Raw genomic sequence first — 17,384 nt, 5'->3', positions numbered from 1 at the left:
CCGAGGTCCGTGCCACATCTCCAACGGGTAAGTCTCGCGGTCGCTACGCTGTGCGGCAGGACCCGGCTGTTTCCGGCTGCCGGGACGCGCCCGAACGTGGAGGCGGTGTACGTGTCAGCTTGGCGTGGCAAGGATAAGAGTCAGGAGCTGGAACGGCTCGCCACGCTCGCGGGCGAGGCGTCGGCCCAGGCCGCCACCACCACCGCCGAGCCGCCCGCACCACCCGCGCCGCCGGACCTCACCGCGGCCGCGTTCTTCGACGTGGACAACACGATGATGATGGGTGCGTCGATCTTCTACTTCGCGCGCGGTCTCGCCGCCCGCAAGTTCTTCACCTCCGCCGACCTCGCCGGTTTCGTGTGGCAGCAGGTGAAGTTCCGCATCGGCGGACGGGAGAACAAGGAGGACATCAAGACCCACCGGGAACGCGCACTGTCCTTTGTGGCCGGTCGAACGGTGGAAGAGCTCACCACCATCAGCGAAGAGATCTACGACGAGCTGATGGCGGAAAAGATCTGGTCCGGCACCCGCGCACTCGCGCAGATGCACCTCGACGCCGGCCAGCGCGTGTGGCTCGTCACCGCGACCCCGATCGAACTCGCCGCGATCATCTCGCGGCGGCTCGGTCTCACCGGCGCACTCGGCACGGTCGCGGAGACCAAGGACGGCGTGTACACCGGCCGCCTGGTCGGCGACCTGCTGCACGGCAGGGCGAAGGCACATGCGGTCCGCGCGCTCGCTTCACGCGAAGGCCTGAACCTCAAGCGCTGCACGGCCTACTCCGACTCGCAGAACGACGTACCGATGCTGTCGGTGGCAGGCACCGCGGTCGCGGTGAACCCGGACAGCGGCCTGCGCGACGTGGCCCGCGCCCGAGGCTGGGAAATCCGGGACTTCCGCACCGGCCGCAAGGCCGCCCGCATCGGTGTCCCCTCAGTCCTCGGCGCAGGCGCGGTAGCCGGCGCAGTCGCGGCGGGCATGGCCTACCGCCGCCGCTGAGCCGCTGCCCGGGGATTCGTGCACGGGCCACCACTCCAGCCGGACTCGGCGGCGGCCAGGCCAGCGCCGCCCGGAGTTCGGCTCGCGGGCGACCTGGCCTGTGCTGAAGAGGAGCCGGGACCCGATGGTGCGCACCAGGGAAGCCCTCCCGCCACGGTCGCTGGTGGCCGGGGCGGACGACTGCAGCGGGAGGTGGAAAGCCCTGTGCCAGGAGGGCTTCACGCGGCCGGCGAAGGCTCGCCGAGACGCGCCGGTCCGGTGATCCGGTGCGTACCCACGCTGACCGCGCTGTTCGTCGGCGCCGCGGACGAGCCGCGGTGCGACCGCTCGATGCGGCTCGGCCGGCGCCTGCTCGGCGAACCGGACCCGCTCAGCCGCGGAATACGCCGCGGCGCTGGGAAAGCCGCCGGTACAGGGTCTGCTGGATCGACTCGCGAACCTGGTCGGTCAGGGTGAACACGAGCATCGGATCGTCGACCGCGTCCGGGCTGTACTCGTCGGTGCGGATCGGCTCGCCGAACTCGATCGACCACTTGGTCGGCAGCGGCACCGCGCCGAGCGGGCCCAGCAGCGGGAAGAACGGGGTGACCGGGAAGTACGGCAGTCCGAGCACGCGGGCCAGCAGCCGCAGGTCGCCGATCTTCGGGTAGATCTCCTCTGCCCCGATCACCGACACCGGGATGATCGGCACGCCCGCACGCATCGCCGCGGACACGAACCCGCCGCGGCCGAACCGCTGCAGCTTGTAGCGCGCGGAGAACGGCTTGCCGACGCCCTTGAACCCCTCCGGCCACACCCCCACCAGTTCACCGCCGGTCAGCAGCCGCTCGGCGTCGGCGTTGCAGGCCAGCGTCTGCCCGGACTTCCGCGCGATCGACCCGACCAGCGGCAGTTTGAACACCAGGTCGGCGCCGAGCCCACGCAGATGCCTGCCGCCGGTTTCGTCGTGCACCGCGACCGCGGTCATCACCGCGTCGAGCGGCAGCGTGCCGGAGTGGTTGGACACGAGCAGCGCACCGCCGGCCGCGGGCAGGTGCTCGACGCCGAAGGTGTCGACGCGGAACCACTTCTCGTACAACGCCCGCGCCGGCGGCAGCACCAGCGTGTCGGTGAGCTCGGCGTCGAAGCCGAACTCGTCGACGGTGTAGTCGCCGGTGAGCCGGTGCCGCACGAAGGTGAGCGCGGTGCGTACCGGCTCCGGCAGCGGGTCGGACTCGGGCTCGGGTTCGGCCACCGCCGGGAACGCCACGACCGGCGCGTCCGCCCGCGCCGTGGCCACCGGGTCCTGGCGCGTGGCCTCCGGTGGCGCGGTGTCCGAATGCGGTTCCTCCGCAGGCTTCTCCCGGCCGGGCCCGTGCAGCGGGATGATCTGTGCCTCGGCAGCGTTCACGGGGTGCGCCTCACTTCCGGCCTTCGTCGCGCGGTTCATCGGCCTGCCTGCCCGGTGGCCGCGGCCACGAGCACCTTGCCGGCCAGTCCGGCGAGCCTGGCGCCGTCGAGCACCGGGCGCAGGCCGCGGCCGGCCACGTAATCGTCGAACGCCTCACGCGTGGTCCAGCGGGGTGTGTAGCCGAATTCCTTCTTGAGCTTGGTGATGTCCACGGCGCGGCCGAAGTTCAGCAGCCGCACCTGGTCGGCGGAGAAGTCGACGCCGCTGGCACCACGCAGCAACCTGCCCACCGATGGCACCACCGAACCCGGCATCGGCAGCCCGACGCGCCCGGCACGGCGAACCGCCTGTGACACGGTGAGCACGCCCTCGGACGCCACGTTGAACACCCCCGGTTTGTCCTGCAGCGTCGCCAGCTCCAGAACGGACAGTGCGTCCGAGCCGTGCAGCAGCTGCAGCCGGGCGTCGTAACCGAAGATCGTGGGTACCACCGGCAGCGCGAAGTAACGCGCGAGCACGGTATCGACCTCCGGGCCGATGATGTTCGCGAAGCGGGCGAGCGTGACGGTGATGTCCGGGCGGCGGCGCATCAGGCCGCGTACGTAGCCCTCCATCTCCACCGCGTCCTTCGCGTAGCCGCTGGACGACGACGGGATCAGCTCCGAGTCCTCGGTGAACACCGCCTGCGAGCGGGCCCCCGCGCCGTACACCGCGGCGCTGGACTTGACCACCAGCTTGCGCACCAACGGCGACCGCTGACAGGCCGCCAGCAGCCGCATCGTGCCGATCACGTTCACTTCCTTGACCGCCGAACGGCGGCTCGGCCCCGCCGGATGCGCGGTGCACGAGGTGTGCACGACGGTGTCCACCTCGGCACTGCTGATGACCTTCGCAATGAGCGGATTGCGGATGTCGGCGCGCACGAACTCGGCGCGGCCCATCCGCCGCAGCACGTCCTTGGCAGGCGGCGCGGTGTCGACTCCGATCACGCGCTCGAACTCCGGATTGGTCCCGAGGCGGGCGAGCAGCTTTCCGCCAAGGTCACCGGCGACCCCGGTGACGAGCACGATGTTCGAGGCCATGGAACTCCCTGATCGGCAGCGGGGCGAGCGGCGGGGCGAGATGATCACCCGAGGTGCGCGAGCCTGCACTCACTGGAAGCATCGCGCGGCGGCACCGGCTATGTTACCGGCCCTTCGTGGCCCGCTGACCAGGTCTTACCTGGTGTTTACGAGAGACGTCCGGATTGCGGCACAGACCTCACTCGTTCGGGCGTAAGTGCCCGGAACACGGACGTGGCCCGTCCAGAGACTGGACGGGCCACGGACCTCAGTTTCGCGGACGGCTCACTTGCCGGCCTTGCGCCGCTGCACTCGCGTGCGGCGCAACAGCTTGCGATGCTTCTTCTTCGACATGCGCTTGCGGCGCTTCTTGATCACGGAACCCATGGGCGCTCCTCAGTTGGTCGTCGGTCACGCTGCCCGGCGCAGCGTCCAACGGGTGGAGCGCACAGGCACGAGCGGTCTACCAGGTTACCCGCGCCTTGACGCGGGCCGGTCGGCGGGCATGGTTTGACGCATGTCCGGCGACCGCCCGGCTACCGCCTCATCGCCGCCCCGTGCGGAGCGGCGCTGCGCCCGCGATGCTGCTACCCGACGTCGAAATAGGCACTCTGCAGGTACTCGTGCACTGCTTTTTCGGGCACCCGGAACGACTTGCCCACCCGTACGGCAGGCAACTCGCCGGAATGCACCAAGCGGTACACGGTCATCTTCGAGACCCGCATCAGCGTGGCCACCTCGGCGACCGTCAAAAACTGGACCTGCCCGACCGAGGGCAGTTCCTCCTTCTTGTTCGGCGACATGATTACCGCGTCCTTCGACACGTGTCGCGCCACGAGGCTTCCCCACCTGTGGTATCGACACGCACGTGCTCTGTCGAGGGTAGCGGGACAGGTGGGACTCATGCGACGCCTGTCACCAGGATGGGCTCTCACCAGGGCGTTCCGGTACCCGGACGGACCAAGCCGATTCCGTTTTGCCCGGTTCGCCTCAGTGCTCGTGCTCGCGGCCGAGCTCCACCGAGCGGTCGCGGGCCGCCTCGATCGCGTCCAGCAGCGCAGCCCGCACCCCGTGCTTCTCCAGTTCGCGGATGCCGTTGATGGTGGTTCCCGCGGGCGAGGTGACGGCCTCCCGCAGCAGCACCGGATGGTCCTGCCCCTCGGCGAGCATCTTCGCCGCACCCACCGCGGACTGGATGATCAGCTGCCCGGCGAGCGCCCGCGGCAGGCCGAGCAGGATTCCGGCGTCGATCATCGCCTCGACCAGGTAGAAGAAGTACGCCGGGCCGGAACCGGACAGTGCGGTGACCGCGTCCTGCTGCTTCTCCGGCACCTCCACGACCTGCCCGACGTGCGACAGCAGCTCCTTCACCACGGCGACGTGGTCCGCCGTCGCGTGCCTGCCCGGGGAAATCGCGCTCATCGCCTCGCCGACCAGCATCGGCGTGTTCGGCATGACCCGCACCACCGGCACCCCCTCGGCGAGGCGGCGCTCGTACAGCACCGTCGGCAGGCCCGCACACAGCGAAACGACCAGTGACGACGGCCCGAGCAGCGGCGCGAGCTCGGCCAGCACCGGCTCGATGTCCTGCGGCTTCACCGCGACCACGAGCACATCCGCGCGGTTGGCCGCGTCTTCGACGGTGACCGCGCGCATCCCCGGGTACCGGGTTTCCAGTTCCCGCGCCCGCTGTTCGTACCGCTCGGTGAAGAGCAGATCGCCCGGCGCGTGCCCGCCGTGCAGCAGGCCCGACAGCAGGGCTTCCCCGATCTTTCCGGCTCCAAGCACCGCGATGATCCTCATGGCGCCAGCGTGCCAAACAGCGCTCAGTCGCCCGGTGCCGGGGCGAGCGCGAGCTGCCGGATCTGGGCGACGAGCCTGCCCTGCGAGTCGAGGACCGTGGCATCCGAGTCGAACCACGGCTCGTACACCGATCGTGACTCCACGAGGATCCGCAGCCAGCCCGGCGCAGGCCGGGTGCGCAGCAACGCGGTCAGCTGCACGGTCGGTGCCCAGCCGCGGTGCCCGAGGTTGGCGACCACCGGCGGGTTGAGGTCCCCGGCGAGCAACGCGAAGTGCACGTCGACCTCGCCGGCGCGCGGACGGGCCCACAACCGCAGCCGCGGCGGATCGCCGGCGCGTCCGGCGAGGAACCCCGCGGTGCTCGGATCGATCCGCACATCGCAGGTCTTCGCGAGGTGGAACGGACCTTCGGAGAGGTCACCGCCGAGCTGCCGCGCTCCCGGCGGCGGCTCCGCCGGCAGGTGCGGCAGCTCGACCCACTCCGCCCGGCGCATCGGCAGCCGCCCGGTGGTCACCCGCGCCTCCACGCAGCTGCGGCCGCGCTGTTCCAGTGACACTGCCACGACCGTCGCGCGGCGGCCCACCTTGCGCACGTCGGTCCGCAGCAGTACCGGACCCAGCGCGGGTGCGTGCAGGAACTCGGCGCTCAGCGCGAGCGGCTCGACGGTCGCCTCGCCGCGTTCCCGCAGCACGGCAGCCGCGGCCTTGGCAAGCACGGTCACCAGGAATCCGCCGTGCGGATGGCTTCCGATCGCCCATTCCGCACGCAGCGTCGCGGTGAACGTGCCATCCCCCAGCGACCGGACCGTGGTGGCCACGTCGAGCGCTGCCGCTGTTTCGTCGGCCGCGCTCACGGACGTCCGGCAACGGCGGGACGAGGCGTGGGACCGGTTCCGGGGAGGGCAAAGAGCGCAGAACGCAACGAATTCACGTTCGGCACTCTACGTGTCCGTGCCGCGAGTGCGGACCGCAAAGACCGCTTACCGCCCGGACAGCCGAGCAAGATCACTTCACGGTTACTGCCCGAGATGTAACCGCGCGAACAACAACGCCTCGGCGAGCGCGCGGGCCCGCCCGGCCGCGCCGCCTGCCTGCCTGGTGTTGACCTCGAGCACGACCTGTCCGGCGAACCCCGCACTGACCAGCCTTTCCAGGAGTTCCGCGCACGGCTGGCCGCCATGTCCCGGGATCAGGTGCTCGTCCTTCGGCGCGCCGGTGCCGTCCGCGAGGTGGACGTGGCTGAGGCCGGCACCCATCCGTTCGGCGAGGGCGAGCGCGTCCATCCGAGCGGCCGCGGTGTGCGACAGATCCAGCGTGTAGTGCCGGAAACCGACGTCGGTCGGATCGATCGACGGCCGGAACGCGGACACCCTGGCGCCGCGGGAACCGCCCGGCGGGCGCACCTTGAACATGTTCTCCACGGCCACCTCGACACCGCTGGCGTCCTCCAGTTCGTCCACGAGGTCACCGAACGCGTCGCCGTACCGCCGCTGCCAGCGGAACGGCGGATGCACCACCACGGTGCGCGCACCCAGCTCCCGCGCCGCGTCCACGGACATCCGCAGCCGCACCTCGGGATCCGGCGACCAGACCCGCTGGGTGATCAGCAGCGACGGGGAATGCACCGACAGCACCGGCATCCCGGTCCGCTGGGACCACCGGCGGACCGCGGCGACGTCCTGGCTGACCGGATCGGCCCACACCATGACCTCGACGCCGTCGTACCCGAGCTCGGCAGCCAGCTCGAACGCCGCCCCCGCACGCAACGGCCACACCGACGCCGTGCTCAGCCCCACCGGGACAGGCCGCTCCGCGGGGTTCATGCCGCCTCCGCGGGAGGAAGTACGTCGGCGGGGTTCATGCCGCCTCCGCGGCGGGAAGTGCGTCGGCGGGGATCACGAGCACATCCTGCCCTGCCCGCCCCGGGTGGTGGCTACTTGGCCACCAACAGCAATGCCGCCGGGGACACCGTGACCACCAGTCCGACGAGGATTGCCAGCAGCGTGGTCTGCAGATCCTCCGCACGACGGATCTTCCGCACGATCCAGACCAGCGCCACGATCACCAGCAGCGCGCCGACGAGGGCGGCCGGGGCGAGGTTCACCCACAGCCAGTTGAAGCCGAGCCACACCGCGGCCCCGCCGACCACGCCGAGTGCGAGTTGCCCGGCGAGGATCAGCCACTGCTTGCCAGGGGACGCGGCCGGCTCCTCGGCAGGTGCCTCGTCCTCGACGGACTCGTGCGCCAGTTCCTCGTCCGGGTAGTCGTCGTAGTCGCCGTGCTCGTCGTAGTCGTCGCCGTCGAAGTCGGGCTCGCCGTGGGGGTAACCGGGTTCGGCGAACTCGCGCTCGTACTCCGACAGGTCGTCGAACTGGTCGTCCTTGCCGCCGGGGGCGAACGGCATCGGCGCCGGGTACCCCGCGGTGGGCGGACCGCCCTCGTACTCGTCCACGGCGGCCGGGTAACCGTTCCCGGCCTGCTCGTAGCCGTCTTCGTCGACCGGGTAGCCGTCCTCGTCGACGTACTCCTCGTCCGCGTAGTCCTCGTCCGCGTAGTCGTCCTCGACCTCGGGTGCGCCGGGCGGCACGACCGGCATCACGCCGATCTCGGTGTCCTCCAGCTGCTCCTGCTCGCGACGCTTGCGCCATCCGGCAAGACCGGGAGCAGGCGCCTCCTCCGCGGGTGCTTCCGCCTCCGGAGCACCCGCCACCGCGTCGAACTGCTCGGTGTGCGGTTCCACCTTCGGCGCCGGACGCCGTGCGGGCGCACGCCGTGGCCGCTGCGGGGCAGCGGCCGGGAACGCGCCGCCGGCCATCGGCGGCTGCTCGGCGGCGTCGGCATCCGGAGCACCGTCGAGACGAGCCGAAAGCGCGCCGTTCGGCGAGGCTGCCGGCGGAGCCGCGGGAGGCGGCGGACGTCGCCGCACCGGCGGCACCTGTCCACGCGTCTCCTCACCGGGCGCGGCCTGCGGACGCGGCTGGCGCGGCGGCAACGGCATCTGCGCGGACTCCTGCGGCGGCCGCGCGAACTGTCCCGGCTCCGGCGGACGCACGTAGGCGGAGTCCTGCTGCCCGTTCGCCGGTCGCGGGTACGCACCGGACTCCTGCGGACCGGGCCCGGGACGCGGATACGCCCCGGAGTCCTGCGGAGCCGCGGGCCGGGGGTAGGCCCCGGATTCCTGCGGACCGGCAGCCGGCCGCGGATAGCCGCCGGACTCCTGCGGCGGGGCCGGCCGCGGGTAGCCCCCCGGCTCCTGCTGGCCGTTCACCGGCCGTGGGTACTGGCCCGACTCCATCGCCTGCCGCGCCCGTCCCGGCTCCGGCTGGGCCGGACCGGCAGGCCGGGCGCGCGGGCCGGGCTCCGGCGGTCCGGGTGGCGTCGGACGCGGGTAGCCGCCGGAGTCCTGCTGGCCGTTCACCGGCCGCTGCTGGGCACCGGGGTCCGGCGGTGCCGGACGTGGCGCGGGCGGCGGCGTGTCCGGGCGGCGCCGGGTGCCCCCGCGCGAGGCAGGCGGGTTGCCGCCGTCCGCGGTCACCCGGTCGATGATCGCCTGCGGCGCCGTGTCGCTCATCCGCGAACGGCGGGGAGCGGTCTCGGTTTCGGTTTCGGGCGCTTCGTCGTCCTCGGCGGCCCTGCGCCTGCGTCGTCGTCCGCCGTCGACCTGCTGCCCGTGCTGGGCGAGCAGTTCGGCCACGGTCTTCTGGGGCTGGTCGCCGCCGGTCTCGTCGGTCATACCGTGCTGTCCAAAGCGCGCTCGGGGTTGGTTGTGTCCACTCGGGCACGCACGCATGCGGCGCCGCGCGCGCTGAACACCGTGCTGTACATGTCCGTCACCTCTTCACCGTGCCTGGTCTCCGTGAGCCAAGTCCAGTCCGCTGCTTTCACCGGTCCTCCCCATTCGCCGAAACGCCGGTGAGGGCCGGCCCAGTGTCGTCCGTCCCGTTGGCGAGGTCCAGCCGCCGCAGGATGACACCCTCTCGCAGCGCCCACGGGCAGATCTCCAGTTCGGTGAGCGAGAGTGCGCGCATCGCGGCCTGCGCCACCAGAGCCCCGGCCACCAGCTGGTGCGACCGGCTCGCGCTGACGCCTTCCAGCTGCGCCAGATCCGCCGCCGGCATCCGCGAGACGAACGCGATGAGCTGGCGCAACGCGGTATCGGTGAGCGTACGACGCACCCGCGGGCCCGCCGCCGACGGGGCCGCGCCGGTGAGCCGGGCCAATGAGCGGAAGGTCTTCGAAGTGGCCACGACCCGATCCGGCGGACCACCCTTGTCGACCTTCTTCGCGAGCGCGCCGAGCTGGTCCTCCAGCCACGCCGACGTGGCCACGACCTCGGACCGGGTCGGCGGATCGTGCCGGAACCGGGTCCGGGTGGTGCGGCCAGCGCCGAGCGGCAGCGATTCCGCGAGCACCGGTTCCTCGTCGACGCCCATCGCCACCTCGAGCGATCCGCCGCCGATGTCGAGTACCAGCAGCTGCCCTGCCGACCAGCCGAACCAGCGCCGTACCGCGAGGAAGGTCAGCCGCGCCTCGTCGACCCCGGAGAGCACCCGCAGGTGCACCCCCGTCCGGTCGGCGACGCGGGCGAGCACCTTCGCCGAGTTCGTCGCCTCGCGCACGGCCGACGTCGCGAACGCCAGCACGTCCTCGCATCCCAGCCGCACCGCCTCCGCACGGGCCGATTCGACCGCGCGGATCAGGCCGTCCTCCCCGGAGCGGCTCAGGTCGCCGGAGCGGGTGATCTGCTCCGCCAGCCGCAGCACGGTCTTCTCGGAATGCATCGGCGTCGGATGGGCGCCACGATGGGCATCGACCACCAGCAGATGGACGGTGTTCGAACCGACGTCGAGGACCCCTAGGCGCACGAGGAACCAGCGTACCGGTCCCACTCGCAGGTCTCGAAACTGTAACCAACACCACCCGAATCGGGATCGACTCACCGTATCCGCGTGCACACCGAGCGCACCCGGGACTCGGCGGACCCCTCGACCGCCGAGCCCGGGAACGGGCCGGTCAGCTCAGGGTCAGGTCTCGAACTTGTACCCGAGCCCGCGCACCGTGACCAGGTGCCGCGGGGAGCCGGGGTCCGGCTCGATCTTCGAGCGCAGCCGCTTCACGTGCACGTCGAGGGTTTTGGTGTCGCCGACGTAGTCCGCACCCCACACCCGGTCGATCAGCTGGCCGCGGGTGAGCACCCGGCCGACGTTGCGCAGCAGATACTCGAGCAGGTCGAATTCCTTGAGCGGCAAGGAAACCTCGGCACCGTCGACGGTCACCACGTGCCGTTCCACGTCCATCCGCACCGGACCGGCGGCCAGCACCAGCGGCGCCAGTTCGCCGTCCGTGCCCGGTTCGCCACCGCGGCGGAGCACCGCGCGAACCCGGGCGATCAGCTCACGCGCCGAATAGGGCTTGGTGACGTAGTCGTCGGCCCCCAGCTCCAGCCCGACCACCTTGTCGATCTCGCTGTCGCGGGCAGTCACCATGATCACCGGCACCGCGGAACGCTGCCGCAACTGCTTGCACACGTCGGTGCCGCTCATCCCCGGCAGCATCAGGTCCAGCAGCACGATGTCCGCGCCGTTGCGGTCGAACTCCTCGAGCGCCTGCTGGCCGGTCTCGGCCACCGCCGCGGTGAAGCCCTCCTTGCGCAGCAAGAAGGCGAGTGGGTCGGCGAAGGACTCTTCGTCCTCGACTATGAGAACCCTCGTCACAGGTTTCCTCCACGGTCTGGGCCGGAGATTTCCTGCCCGGTTGCCACGAGCCGGGATGTCCGCTCGGGGGTCTTGTCCGGCCGCGCCGGCACGGCAGGCTTCGCGCCGCGCCCGGATTCGGCCGGCTCTGGCCGTACGTGCGCGGGGATGCGCAGGGTGAACGTCGAACCGGTGCCGGGACGGCTCCACAGGCCCACCGAACCGCCGTGGTTGGCCGCGACGTGCTTCACGATCGCCAGGCCGAGCCCAGTGCCACCGGTCGCACGGGAACGCGCCTTGTCCGCCCGGTAGAACCGCTCGAACACGCGCTGCTGCTCGTCTTCGGCGATGCCGATGCCGCGGTCGGTCACCGCGATCTCCACCATCCCGTCGGCCAGCCGCCGCGAGATCGACACCGGACTGCCCGCCGACGAGTACGCCACGGCGTTTTCCAGCAGGTTCGACAAGGCGGTGACCAGCAGCGTCCGGTCACCCTCGACGAGAAGGCCGCCGGGTGCGTCGGTGGTGATGGTGATCTCCGCGGATTCGGCGGACAGCGTGGCGCGCCCGAGTGCTTCGCGCACCACCGCGTCGACCTCCACGACGTTGAGGTCCGGCAGCCGCTCCGCACCCTGCAGGCGGGACAACGCGATCAGCTCGGTGACGAGCGTGCCGAGCCGGGTGGACTCGCGCAGGATCTTGCCGCCGAACCGGCGGACCTCCTCCACGTCCTCGGCCGCGTCCAGCACGGCCTCGGTGAGCAGCGCGATCGCGCCGACCGGGGTCTTGAGCTCGTGGCTGACGTTGGCGACGAAATCGCGCCGTACCGCCTCCAGCCGGATGGCCTCGGAGTGGTCGACCGCCTCGACGACGGTGAACCCGTCGCCGAGCGGGCGGACCTCGCCGAGCACCGCTTCCGGCTGGCGGCGGCCACGGTTCTCCAGCGGCGAAAGGTCGACCTCCACCGGTTCGTCGGTCTCCACGACCTGCTCGGCGGCCTTGCGGGCACGCGGATCGGCCTGGCTCACCCGCACCAGGCCGAGCTCGTAGGCGCGCGGGTTGTGCAACACCAGGTCACCGAACCGGTTGAGCACCACGACGGCGTTGTTCGACGAGCGGATCAGCCGCATCAGGAGTTCCGCGACAGTCGGGCCGGACGGGCGCGCCGCCTCGTGCCGGGCCCTCGCCCGTGCCGTCAGATACCCGGCGACCGCACCGACGACAAGGGCGCCGATGGCCGTCAGCAGGACAACAGGCGTGGTCACGAACGAATCGTAAGCATCCCGACAGCCTTTTGACCTAGTACTGGCTGCCTCGTCGTGAGGCGAGTGACACCTGGGGGCGACATGTTCGCCCGGGGGTCAGGCCCTGTTCACCCGGACGAGACCTTGCGGGCCGATCTTCACCGTCCGTCGAGGGTTGCGAGGTCCTCGTCGGTGAGCCGCAACGCGGCGGCCGCCACGTTCTGCTCGAGGTGCGTCACGTCGCCGGTACCGGGGATGGCGAGCACGTGCTGGCCCTGCGCGAGCGTCCACGCCAGCCGGATCTGCGCGGAGCTGGCGTCGTGCCGGCGGGCCACTTCGGCGACCCGCTCGTCCACCTGGCCGCTCGCGACCGCGAAGAACGGTACGAAGGCCACGCCCTGTTCACCGCACGACCGCACCAGCTCGTCGTCCTCGCGACGGGCGGCGATGCCGTACTGGTTCTGCACGCAGACCACCGGCGCGATGGTCTGTGCCTCGGCCAGCTGCTCCGGGCCGATATTGGAAATGCCCAGCTCACGGATCAGGCCGGCGGTGCGGAGTTCGGCGAGCGCGCCGAAGTGCTCGGCGATCGAGCCGGTCCCGCGCTCGAGATCCTGTCCGATCCGCAGGTTCACCAGGTCCAGGTGCTCCCGGCCCAGCTGGCGCAGGTTCTCCTCGACCTGCCCGCGCAGCTCGTCCGGGCGGGCGAACAGGAACTCGCCGGACGGGTTTCGCCCCGGGCCGACCTTCGTGGCGAGCACGAGGTCGTCGTACGGCGCGAGAGCGGTGTTGATCAGCTCGTTCGACGACCAGCGCTGGGTGAAGTAGAACGCCGCGGTGTCGAGATGATTCACACCCAGTTCCACGGCCCGGCGCAGGACCGCGATGGCGCGCTCCCGTTCGTCGGGCAGCCGCCGGTCCATCGGCGCCAGGCGCATGGCGCCGAAGCCGAGCCGGTTGACGGTGAGGGAGCCGAGCCGCCAGGTGCCTGCGGCCGCGGCGGGAAGTGTTGTTCCGGTCATGCCACCAGCGTGTCCGTCCGGGGTGCGGCCCGCACCATTTGGCAGGAAGCTGCCACCCGGTTGTGGCAGGCTCGCCGGGGACGCTGGACACTGGAGACCGTGACTCAAGTCCAGGACGTGGTGTCCGTGCGCGACGAGCAGGAGCTGTTCGACCGCACCGCGCACCTCTTCACCCACGCCGACGAGGTGGTGTGCGCGGCCAACGACCTGCACACCTGGGCGACGATGCGCGGGAACACGGACCTGCCGCAGCCGAGGCGCCCCGGCGTGCGGGGCCGCAAGATCTACCGCCCGCAGCAGCTGCTGGACCCGGCAAGTGCCCCGCATCTGCAGGAGCTGCGCGAGGCAGGCATGGAGATCCGGATCAGCGAACGCGAGATCAACGAGACGATCATCATCGACCACCGCATCGCCATACTGGCCGCAGGCCGCGGGTACACCGTGCTGCTGCGCCCGGATCTGGTCCACGGCATCAAATCGCTGGTGGAAGCGACGTGGCGGACCTCGACCGCACTGGCCGCCTACGAAACCCGCTTCGCCGAACTGCGCCAGTACACCCCACAGCTGATCGAGCTGCTCGCATCCGGCTGCACGGACGAGAAGGCGGCCCGCGAAATGGGCGTCGGACTGCGCACGTACCGCAGGAGGGTGGCGGAACTGATGTCGGTACTCGGCGCGAGTTCGCGGTTCCAGGCCGGCGCACGGGCACGGGAAGCAGGGCTGGTGTGAGGCGCGCGGTGGTGGTCGCCGCGGCCGGGCTGCTCGTGGCCGGCTGCGGCAGCGGGAACATCGGCGGACAGGCGGGCGCGCCGAAGGCCTCGAATCTGGCCTTTGTGGACACCACGGCGACCAAGGCCGCGATGGACGGCGTCGGTCAGGCCGCGGAGAAGGCGTTCAGCTATGACTCGACGAAGCCCGACGAGGTCGCGAAGACCGAGCAGGAGTACCTCGCCGGCGCCGCGCGCACCAAGTTCGACCAGGCCTTTGCGCAGGTCCGCACCAGCCCGGTGACCACGAAGACGCAGGTGCTGGAGTCCGGCGCGGCCGAGCTGCGCCCGGGGCAGGCCAAAGTGCTCGCGGTCGTCTCGCAGCACAGCACCACCCCGGACGGCAAGCAGAATTCGGCGACCGCGGTGATGCTCTTCACCGCCGCCCAGCAGAACGGGCACTGGGTGCTCCACGACGTGGACTTCGATCCGCACGGCCCGCTGACCCAGGCGGACGCACCGGGGCTGGGCAAGGCCACGACGCGGGATCAGGTGGTCGCCGCGGCACAGCGCGACGGTCAGGTGCTGCTGACCCTGGACGCCAAGAACGCCGACGCGGTGTACGACCGCTACCAGACGGTGGCCGCCGAGCCGCTGCTGACGCAGTACCGCACAAGCCGGGACGAGACGCTGTCCCACATGCGCGAGAGCGGAGCGAAGGCGACAGTGGACCCGCAATCGGTGGCCGCGGCAACCGAAATGAGCCCCGACGGCACCAAGGCAACCGCACTGCTGGGCGCCATCGTCTCCAGCCAGGCCCCCGGACCGAACGGCAACCAGCAGCGTCGCCTGCCGATCAAACTGGACCTGGTCCGCCAAGGCACGAACTGGAAGGTCTCCGCGATCCAGATCGTGACCGCACCCCAGAGCTGAGCCGAGGTTCCGGGGTTTCGGGAACGGCGGAGGCCACTCCCGAAACCCCGGAACCGCCGGATCGACGCCCCCGGGCTCGGCGGTTGCTCGTCGGCGACCGCCCAGTGCTGGACGCGCCCGCGAAGCCCTCGGCACTACCCAGCCTGGGACCGATGCCTGGCCGGGTTCCGCAGCTCCAGCGACCACCCGCCAGAGCTCAACAGGCCTGGCCGGGGAACGCCGGAACCCCGCGCCCTGGTTGGCCACCGCGGGGCGTTCCCGGTGCCGGACCCGCTCAGGCCGACGACCCCGCAGACCCGCCGCAGCCCGGCCCCGACCCTGCCCTGGCTACCCATCCCCGCCGCAGCCCGACTCCGACCCTGCCCTGGCTACCCATCCCCGCCGCAGCCCGACTCCGACCCCGCTCTGGCTACCCATCCCCGCCGCAACCCGGCGCCGGCCCAGCCCGTACAGCAACCGCCGGAACCTCCGCGACCGATCCGGCCCAGGACGGCGACCGGCCGGGTTCAGCGGCCCTGGTTGGCCACCGCGGCGGCGGCTTCCTTCGCTGCTTCCGGGTCGAGATATTCGCCGCCTGGTTTGACCGGCTTCAGTTCGGCGGTCAGGTCGTAGCGCAGCGGGATACCGGTCGGGATGTTGAGCCCGGCGATGTCCTCGTCGGAAATCCCGTCCAGGTGCTTGACCAGCGCGCGCAGCGAGTTGCCGTGCGCGACGACGAGCACCGTGTGCCCGGCACGCAGATCCGGCAGGATCGCCGACTCCCAATACGGCAGCAGGCGCTCGACCACGTCCTTGAGGCATTCGGTGAGCGGTGCGTCGTCGCCGAGATCGGCGTAGCGCGGGTCGCCGGCCTGGCTGTACTCGTCGGTCGGCTCGATCGCGGGCGGCGGGGTGTCGTAGGAGCGGCGCCAGAGCATGAACTGCTCCTCGCCGAACTCGTCCAGCGTCTGCTTCTTGTTCTTGCCCTGCAGTGCGCCGTAGTGCCGCTCGTTGAGCCGCCAGTTGCGCTTCACCGGGATCCAGTGCCGGTCGGCGGCATCGAGTGCGATGTTCGCCGTGCCGATCGCCCTGCGCAGCAGCGACGTGTGCACGACCTCCGGCAGCAGCCCCGACTCGGCGAGCAGCTGCCCGCCTTGCCGGGCCTCTCGCTCCCCGGTCTCCGAAAGAGGCACGTCCACCCAGCCGGTGAACAGGTTTTCCGCGTTCCACGTGCTCTGCCCGTGCCGCAGCAGCACCAACGTCCCGAGTTCGGCCATGCTGACAGCCTGCCAGAACGGACCACCGCGGCGACCGGTGAGTCCGCCTTGAACGACGTTCTACGCAGAGTGTGTTACCACGGGGTAACACCTTCACCCGAACAGAATCTCGCTCCTCAACCGAGGGGTCAGACAGTGCAACGTGCTGCATACCGTTATCGTCCTCATGAAAGTTCACTCGAACGGAGTAACCGGTAGTCTTGTGATTACAGGTGGACATCTGACAGGTTTGGCATGTCCCGCACAGCCGGATTCCACGCACTCCCCGGCGTGCGGGTAGTGATCGCGGCTCGTCTCCCCCTGCCGAGCCGCGACCCGTCGGCCCCGTTGGCATCCCCCTCGTCACCGGGTCCATCTCGACGGGAACTTCAGCGGGGCGGCTCGAGATCGCGACTCCCCCCTCCCTCGAGCCGTCCCGCCCACCCCCTCACTCCGCGGGGTTCGCCCCGATCCGCGGCCGGCGACGGCGGCGCAGCCACCACACCAGCGCGCCGGCCGGGATCCCCGGCACCACGGCGAACGGCACGAGCGCGCCCAGCACGCGCAGCAGCCCGCCGCCGAAGGTCAGGAACGCGTCCCAGCCGCCGACGAGCCCGCCGAGGAAACCACCCGGGTCGGCGGAGGGCCGCCCGCCTGCCGATCCGGTCACCGACAGTGCGACGGTCGCCATGGCAACCGTCCCGGCGAGCGAGGACTGCTGCCGTTCGAGCGCTTCCAGCTCGGACTCCCGGCTCGTCAGCTCGCTTTCCACGGACGCGATCTCGGAGACCGAGGTCGCCTTCGCCAGCAGCGCCCGCACCCGGTCGACGCTCGCGCGCTGGGTCGCCAGCCGCGCGTCCACGTCGACCACCCGCTCGGTCACGTCCTTGGCGCTCAGCTCCCGCTTGGCGACCTCGCCGAGCCCGGCGAGCTGATCGAGCACCGAATCGAGCTTTTCTGCGGGCACCGCAAGGCTCAGCGTCGCGGAATCGGGCGTGCTGGTCTCCTGCCCGGTGTACCCGCCGGCGCCGGTCGCGATGGTCCGCGCGCGAGCCACGACGTCCCCGGGCTTCGGTGTCGCGAGGTCCAGCCGGGCACTGCGGGACAGCTTGCGATCGGGCGTGCCGGAGCTGCCGGCCGGCTGCTCCGGCGCGGTCCGCGGTGCTCCTGCCGCGCTCGGCGCCGCACCGGCTGCCGACGACGTATCCGCCTCCCGGTTACCGGTGCAGCCGGCCAGCAGCACCACCAGCCCGGCGCCGGCGAGCAGGCATCTCCATCGGGTCCGCATCCGGCTCTC

Annotated in this window: 17 protein-coding genes; 3 read left to right on the top strand and 14 right to left on the bottom strand. The window is 71.2% G+C overall.

Annotated elements, in window-relative coordinates; genetic code table 11:
* The first annotated feature begins 96 nt into the window (after positions 1-96).
* Positions 97-999, top strand: a complete 903-nt coding sequence (locus tag ABD793_RS20170) for an HAD family hydrolase (protein WP_344862150.1) — start codon at positions 97-99, stop codon at positions 997-999.
* A 370-nt stretch (positions 1,000-1,369) separates the two neighbouring features.
* Here ABD793_RS20170 and ABD793_RS20165 read toward each other — a convergent pair whose 3' ends face one another.
* The 12 genes from ABD793_RS20165 to ABD793_RS20110 form a co-directional block, all read right to left on the bottom strand.
* Positions 1,370-2,428 carry a lysophospholipid acyltransferase family protein gene (locus tag ABD793_RS20165; RefSeq protein WP_344862148.1) on the bottom strand — a complete coding sequence of 353 codons (1,059 nt, stop codon included), beginning with the start codon at positions 2,426-2,428 and terminating at the stop codon, positions 1,370-1,372.
* A complete protein-coding gene (locus ABD793_RS20160; protein ID WP_344862146.1) occupies positions 2,425-3,471 on the bottom strand; it encodes an NAD-dependent epimerase/dehydratase family protein in 1,047 nt (348 codons plus the stop codon). Before ABD793_RS20160 ends, ABD793_RS20165 begins: the two co-directional genes overlap by 4 nt.
* Positions 3,472-3,735: 264 nt before the next feature.
* Positions 3,736-3,837: a 30S ribosomal protein bS22 gene (locus tag ABD793_RS20155; RefSeq protein WP_007030867.1), complete on the bottom strand. Its 102-nt coding sequence runs from the start codon at positions 3,835-3,837 to the stop codon at positions 3,736-3,738.
* A gap of 200 nt (positions 3,838-4,037) precedes the next feature.
* On the bottom strand, positions 4,038-4,253 hold the full coding sequence (locus ABD793_RS20150) for a helix-turn-helix domain-containing protein (protein WP_344862490.1): 216 nt from the start codon (positions 4,251-4,253) through the stop codon (positions 4,038-4,040).
* A 187-nt stretch (positions 4,254-4,440) separates the two neighbouring features.
* Positions 4,441-5,253, bottom strand: coding sequence for a pyrroline-5-carboxylate reductase (gene proC / locus ABD793_RS20145; protein ID WP_344862144.1), 813 nt, complete (start codon positions 5,251-5,253; stop codon positions 4,441-4,443).
* Between the two features lie 23 nt (positions 5,254-5,276).
* Entirely contained in the window at positions 5,277-6,107 is an 831-nt protein-coding gene (locus ABD793_RS20140; RefSeq protein ID WP_344862142.1) for a thioesterase family protein, read from the bottom strand.
* A gap of 162 nt (positions 6,108-6,269) precedes the next feature.
* Positions 6,270-7,076, bottom strand: a complete 807-nt coding sequence (locus ABD793_RS20135; protein WP_344862140.1) for a sugar phosphate isomerase/epimerase family protein — start codon at positions 7,074-7,076, stop codon at positions 6,270-6,272.
* A gap of 110 nt (positions 7,077-7,186) precedes the next feature.
* Positions 7,187-8,986 carry a hypothetical protein gene (locus ABD793_RS20130; RefSeq protein WP_344862138.1) on the bottom strand — a complete coding sequence of 600 codons (1,800 nt, stop codon included), beginning with the start codon at positions 8,984-8,986 and terminating at the stop codon, positions 7,187-7,189.
* Positions 8,987-9,134: 148 nt separating this feature from the next.
* Complete coding sequence (locus ABD793_RS20125; RefSeq protein ID WP_344862136.1) at positions 9,135-10,118, bottom strand: Ppx/GppA family phosphatase; 984 nt, start codon at positions 10,116-10,118, stop codon at positions 9,135-9,137.
* Between the two features lie 159 nt (positions 10,119-10,277).
* Complete coding sequence (locus tag ABD793_RS20120) at positions 10,278-10,967, bottom strand: response regulator (protein WP_344862134.1); 690 nt, start codon at positions 10,965-10,967, stop codon at positions 10,278-10,280.
* Positions 10,964-12,211 carry a sensor histidine kinase gene (locus tag ABD793_RS20115; protein ID WP_344862132.1) on the bottom strand — a complete coding sequence of 416 codons (1,248 nt, stop codon included), beginning with the start codon at positions 12,209-12,211 and terminating at the stop codon, positions 10,964-10,966. Before ABD793_RS20115 ends, ABD793_RS20120 begins: the two co-directional genes overlap by 4 nt.
* 137 nt (positions 12,212-12,348) lie before the next feature.
* Entirely contained in the window at positions 12,349-13,212 is an 864-nt protein-coding gene (locus ABD793_RS20110) for an aldo/keto reductase (RefSeq protein ID WP_344862130.1), read from the bottom strand.
* A 99-nt stretch (positions 13,213-13,311) separates the two neighbouring features.
* Between ABD793_RS20110 and ABD793_RS20105 the strand changes: the two genes are divergently transcribed.
* Both ABD793_RS20105 and ABD793_RS20100 read left to right on the top strand, forming a co-directional pair.
* The gene (locus ABD793_RS20105; protein WP_344862128.1) at positions 13,312-13,941 is read left to right on the top strand and encodes a helix-turn-helix transcriptional regulator; all 630 of its coding nucleotides are present in this window, start codon (positions 13,312-13,314) and stop codon (positions 13,939-13,941) included.
* Entirely contained in the window at positions 13,938-14,852 is a 915-nt protein-coding gene (locus ABD793_RS20100) for a hypothetical protein (RefSeq protein ID WP_344862126.1), read from the top strand. The genes ABD793_RS20105 and ABD793_RS20100 overlap by 4 nt, the downstream gene beginning before the upstream one ends.
* Positions 14,853-15,358: 506 nt before the next feature.
* Here ABD793_RS20100 and ABD793_RS20095 read toward each other — a convergent pair.
* Both ABD793_RS20095 and ABD793_RS20090 read right to left on the bottom strand, forming a co-directional pair.
* Positions 15,359-16,108: a phosphoglyceromutase gene (locus tag ABD793_RS20095; protein ID WP_344862124.1), complete on the bottom strand. Its 750-nt coding sequence runs from the start codon at positions 16,106-16,108 to the stop codon at positions 15,359-15,361.
* A gap of 427 nt (positions 16,109-16,535) precedes the next feature.
* Entirely contained in the window at positions 16,536-17,375 is an 840-nt protein-coding gene (locus tag ABD793_RS20090) for a DUF4349 domain-containing protein (RefSeq protein WP_344862122.1), read from the bottom strand.
* Positions 17,376-17,384 lie beyond the last annotated feature (9 nt).

Source organism: Amycolatopsis ultiminotia, assembly GCF_039536925.1.
GTDB classification, from domain to species: Bacteria; Actinomycetota; Actinomycetes; order Mycobacteriales; family Pseudonocardiaceae; genus Amycolatopsis; species Amycolatopsis ultiminotia.
The sequence above is the reverse complement of the archived record's forward strand: the minus strand, read 5'-3'. Positions and strand labels throughout refer to the sequence as shown.

Bases quoted from the DNA above. Each gene is read 5' to 3' on its own strand.
- ABD793_RS20165 (WP_344862148.1), bottom strand. From the start codon at position 2,428: ATGAACCGCGCGACGAAGGCCGGAAGTGAGGCGCACCCCGTGAACGCT.
- ABD793_RS20095 (WP_344862124.1), bottom strand. From the start codon at position 16,108: ATGGCCGAACTCGGGACGTTGGTGCTGCTGCGGCACGGGCAGAGCACG.
- ABD793_RS20090 (WP_344862122.1), bottom strand. From the start codon at position 17,375: ATGCGGACCCGATGGAGATGCCTGCTCGCCGGCGCCGGGCTGGTGGTG.
- ABD793_RS20155 (WP_007030867.1), bottom strand. From the start codon at position 3,837: ATGGGTTCCGTGATCAAGAAGCGCCGCAAGCGCATGTCGAAGAAGAAG.
- ABD793_RS20110 (WP_344862130.1), bottom strand. From the start codon at position 13,212: ATGACCGGAACAACACTTCCCGCCGCGGCCGCAGGCACCTGGCGGCTC.
- ABD793_RS20160 (WP_344862146.1), bottom strand. From the start codon at position 3,471: ATGGCCTCGAACATCGTGCTCGTCACCGGGGTCGCCGGTGACCTTGGC.
- ABD793_RS20135 (WP_344862140.1), bottom strand. From the start codon at position 7,076: ATGAACCCCGCGGAGCGGCCTGTCCCGGTGGGGCTGAGCACGGCGTCG.
- ABD793_RS20130 (WP_344862138.1), bottom strand. From the start codon at position 8,986: ATGACCGACGAGACCGGCGGCGACCAGCCCCAGAAGACCGTGGCCGAA.
- proC (WP_344862144.1), bottom strand. From the start codon at position 5,253: ATGAGGATCATCGCGGTGCTTGGAGCCGGAAAGATCGGGGAAGCCCTG.
- ABD793_RS20150 (WP_344862490.1), bottom strand. From the start codon at position 4,253: ATGTCGCCGAACAAGAAGGAGGAACTGCCCTCGGTCGGGCAGGTCCAG.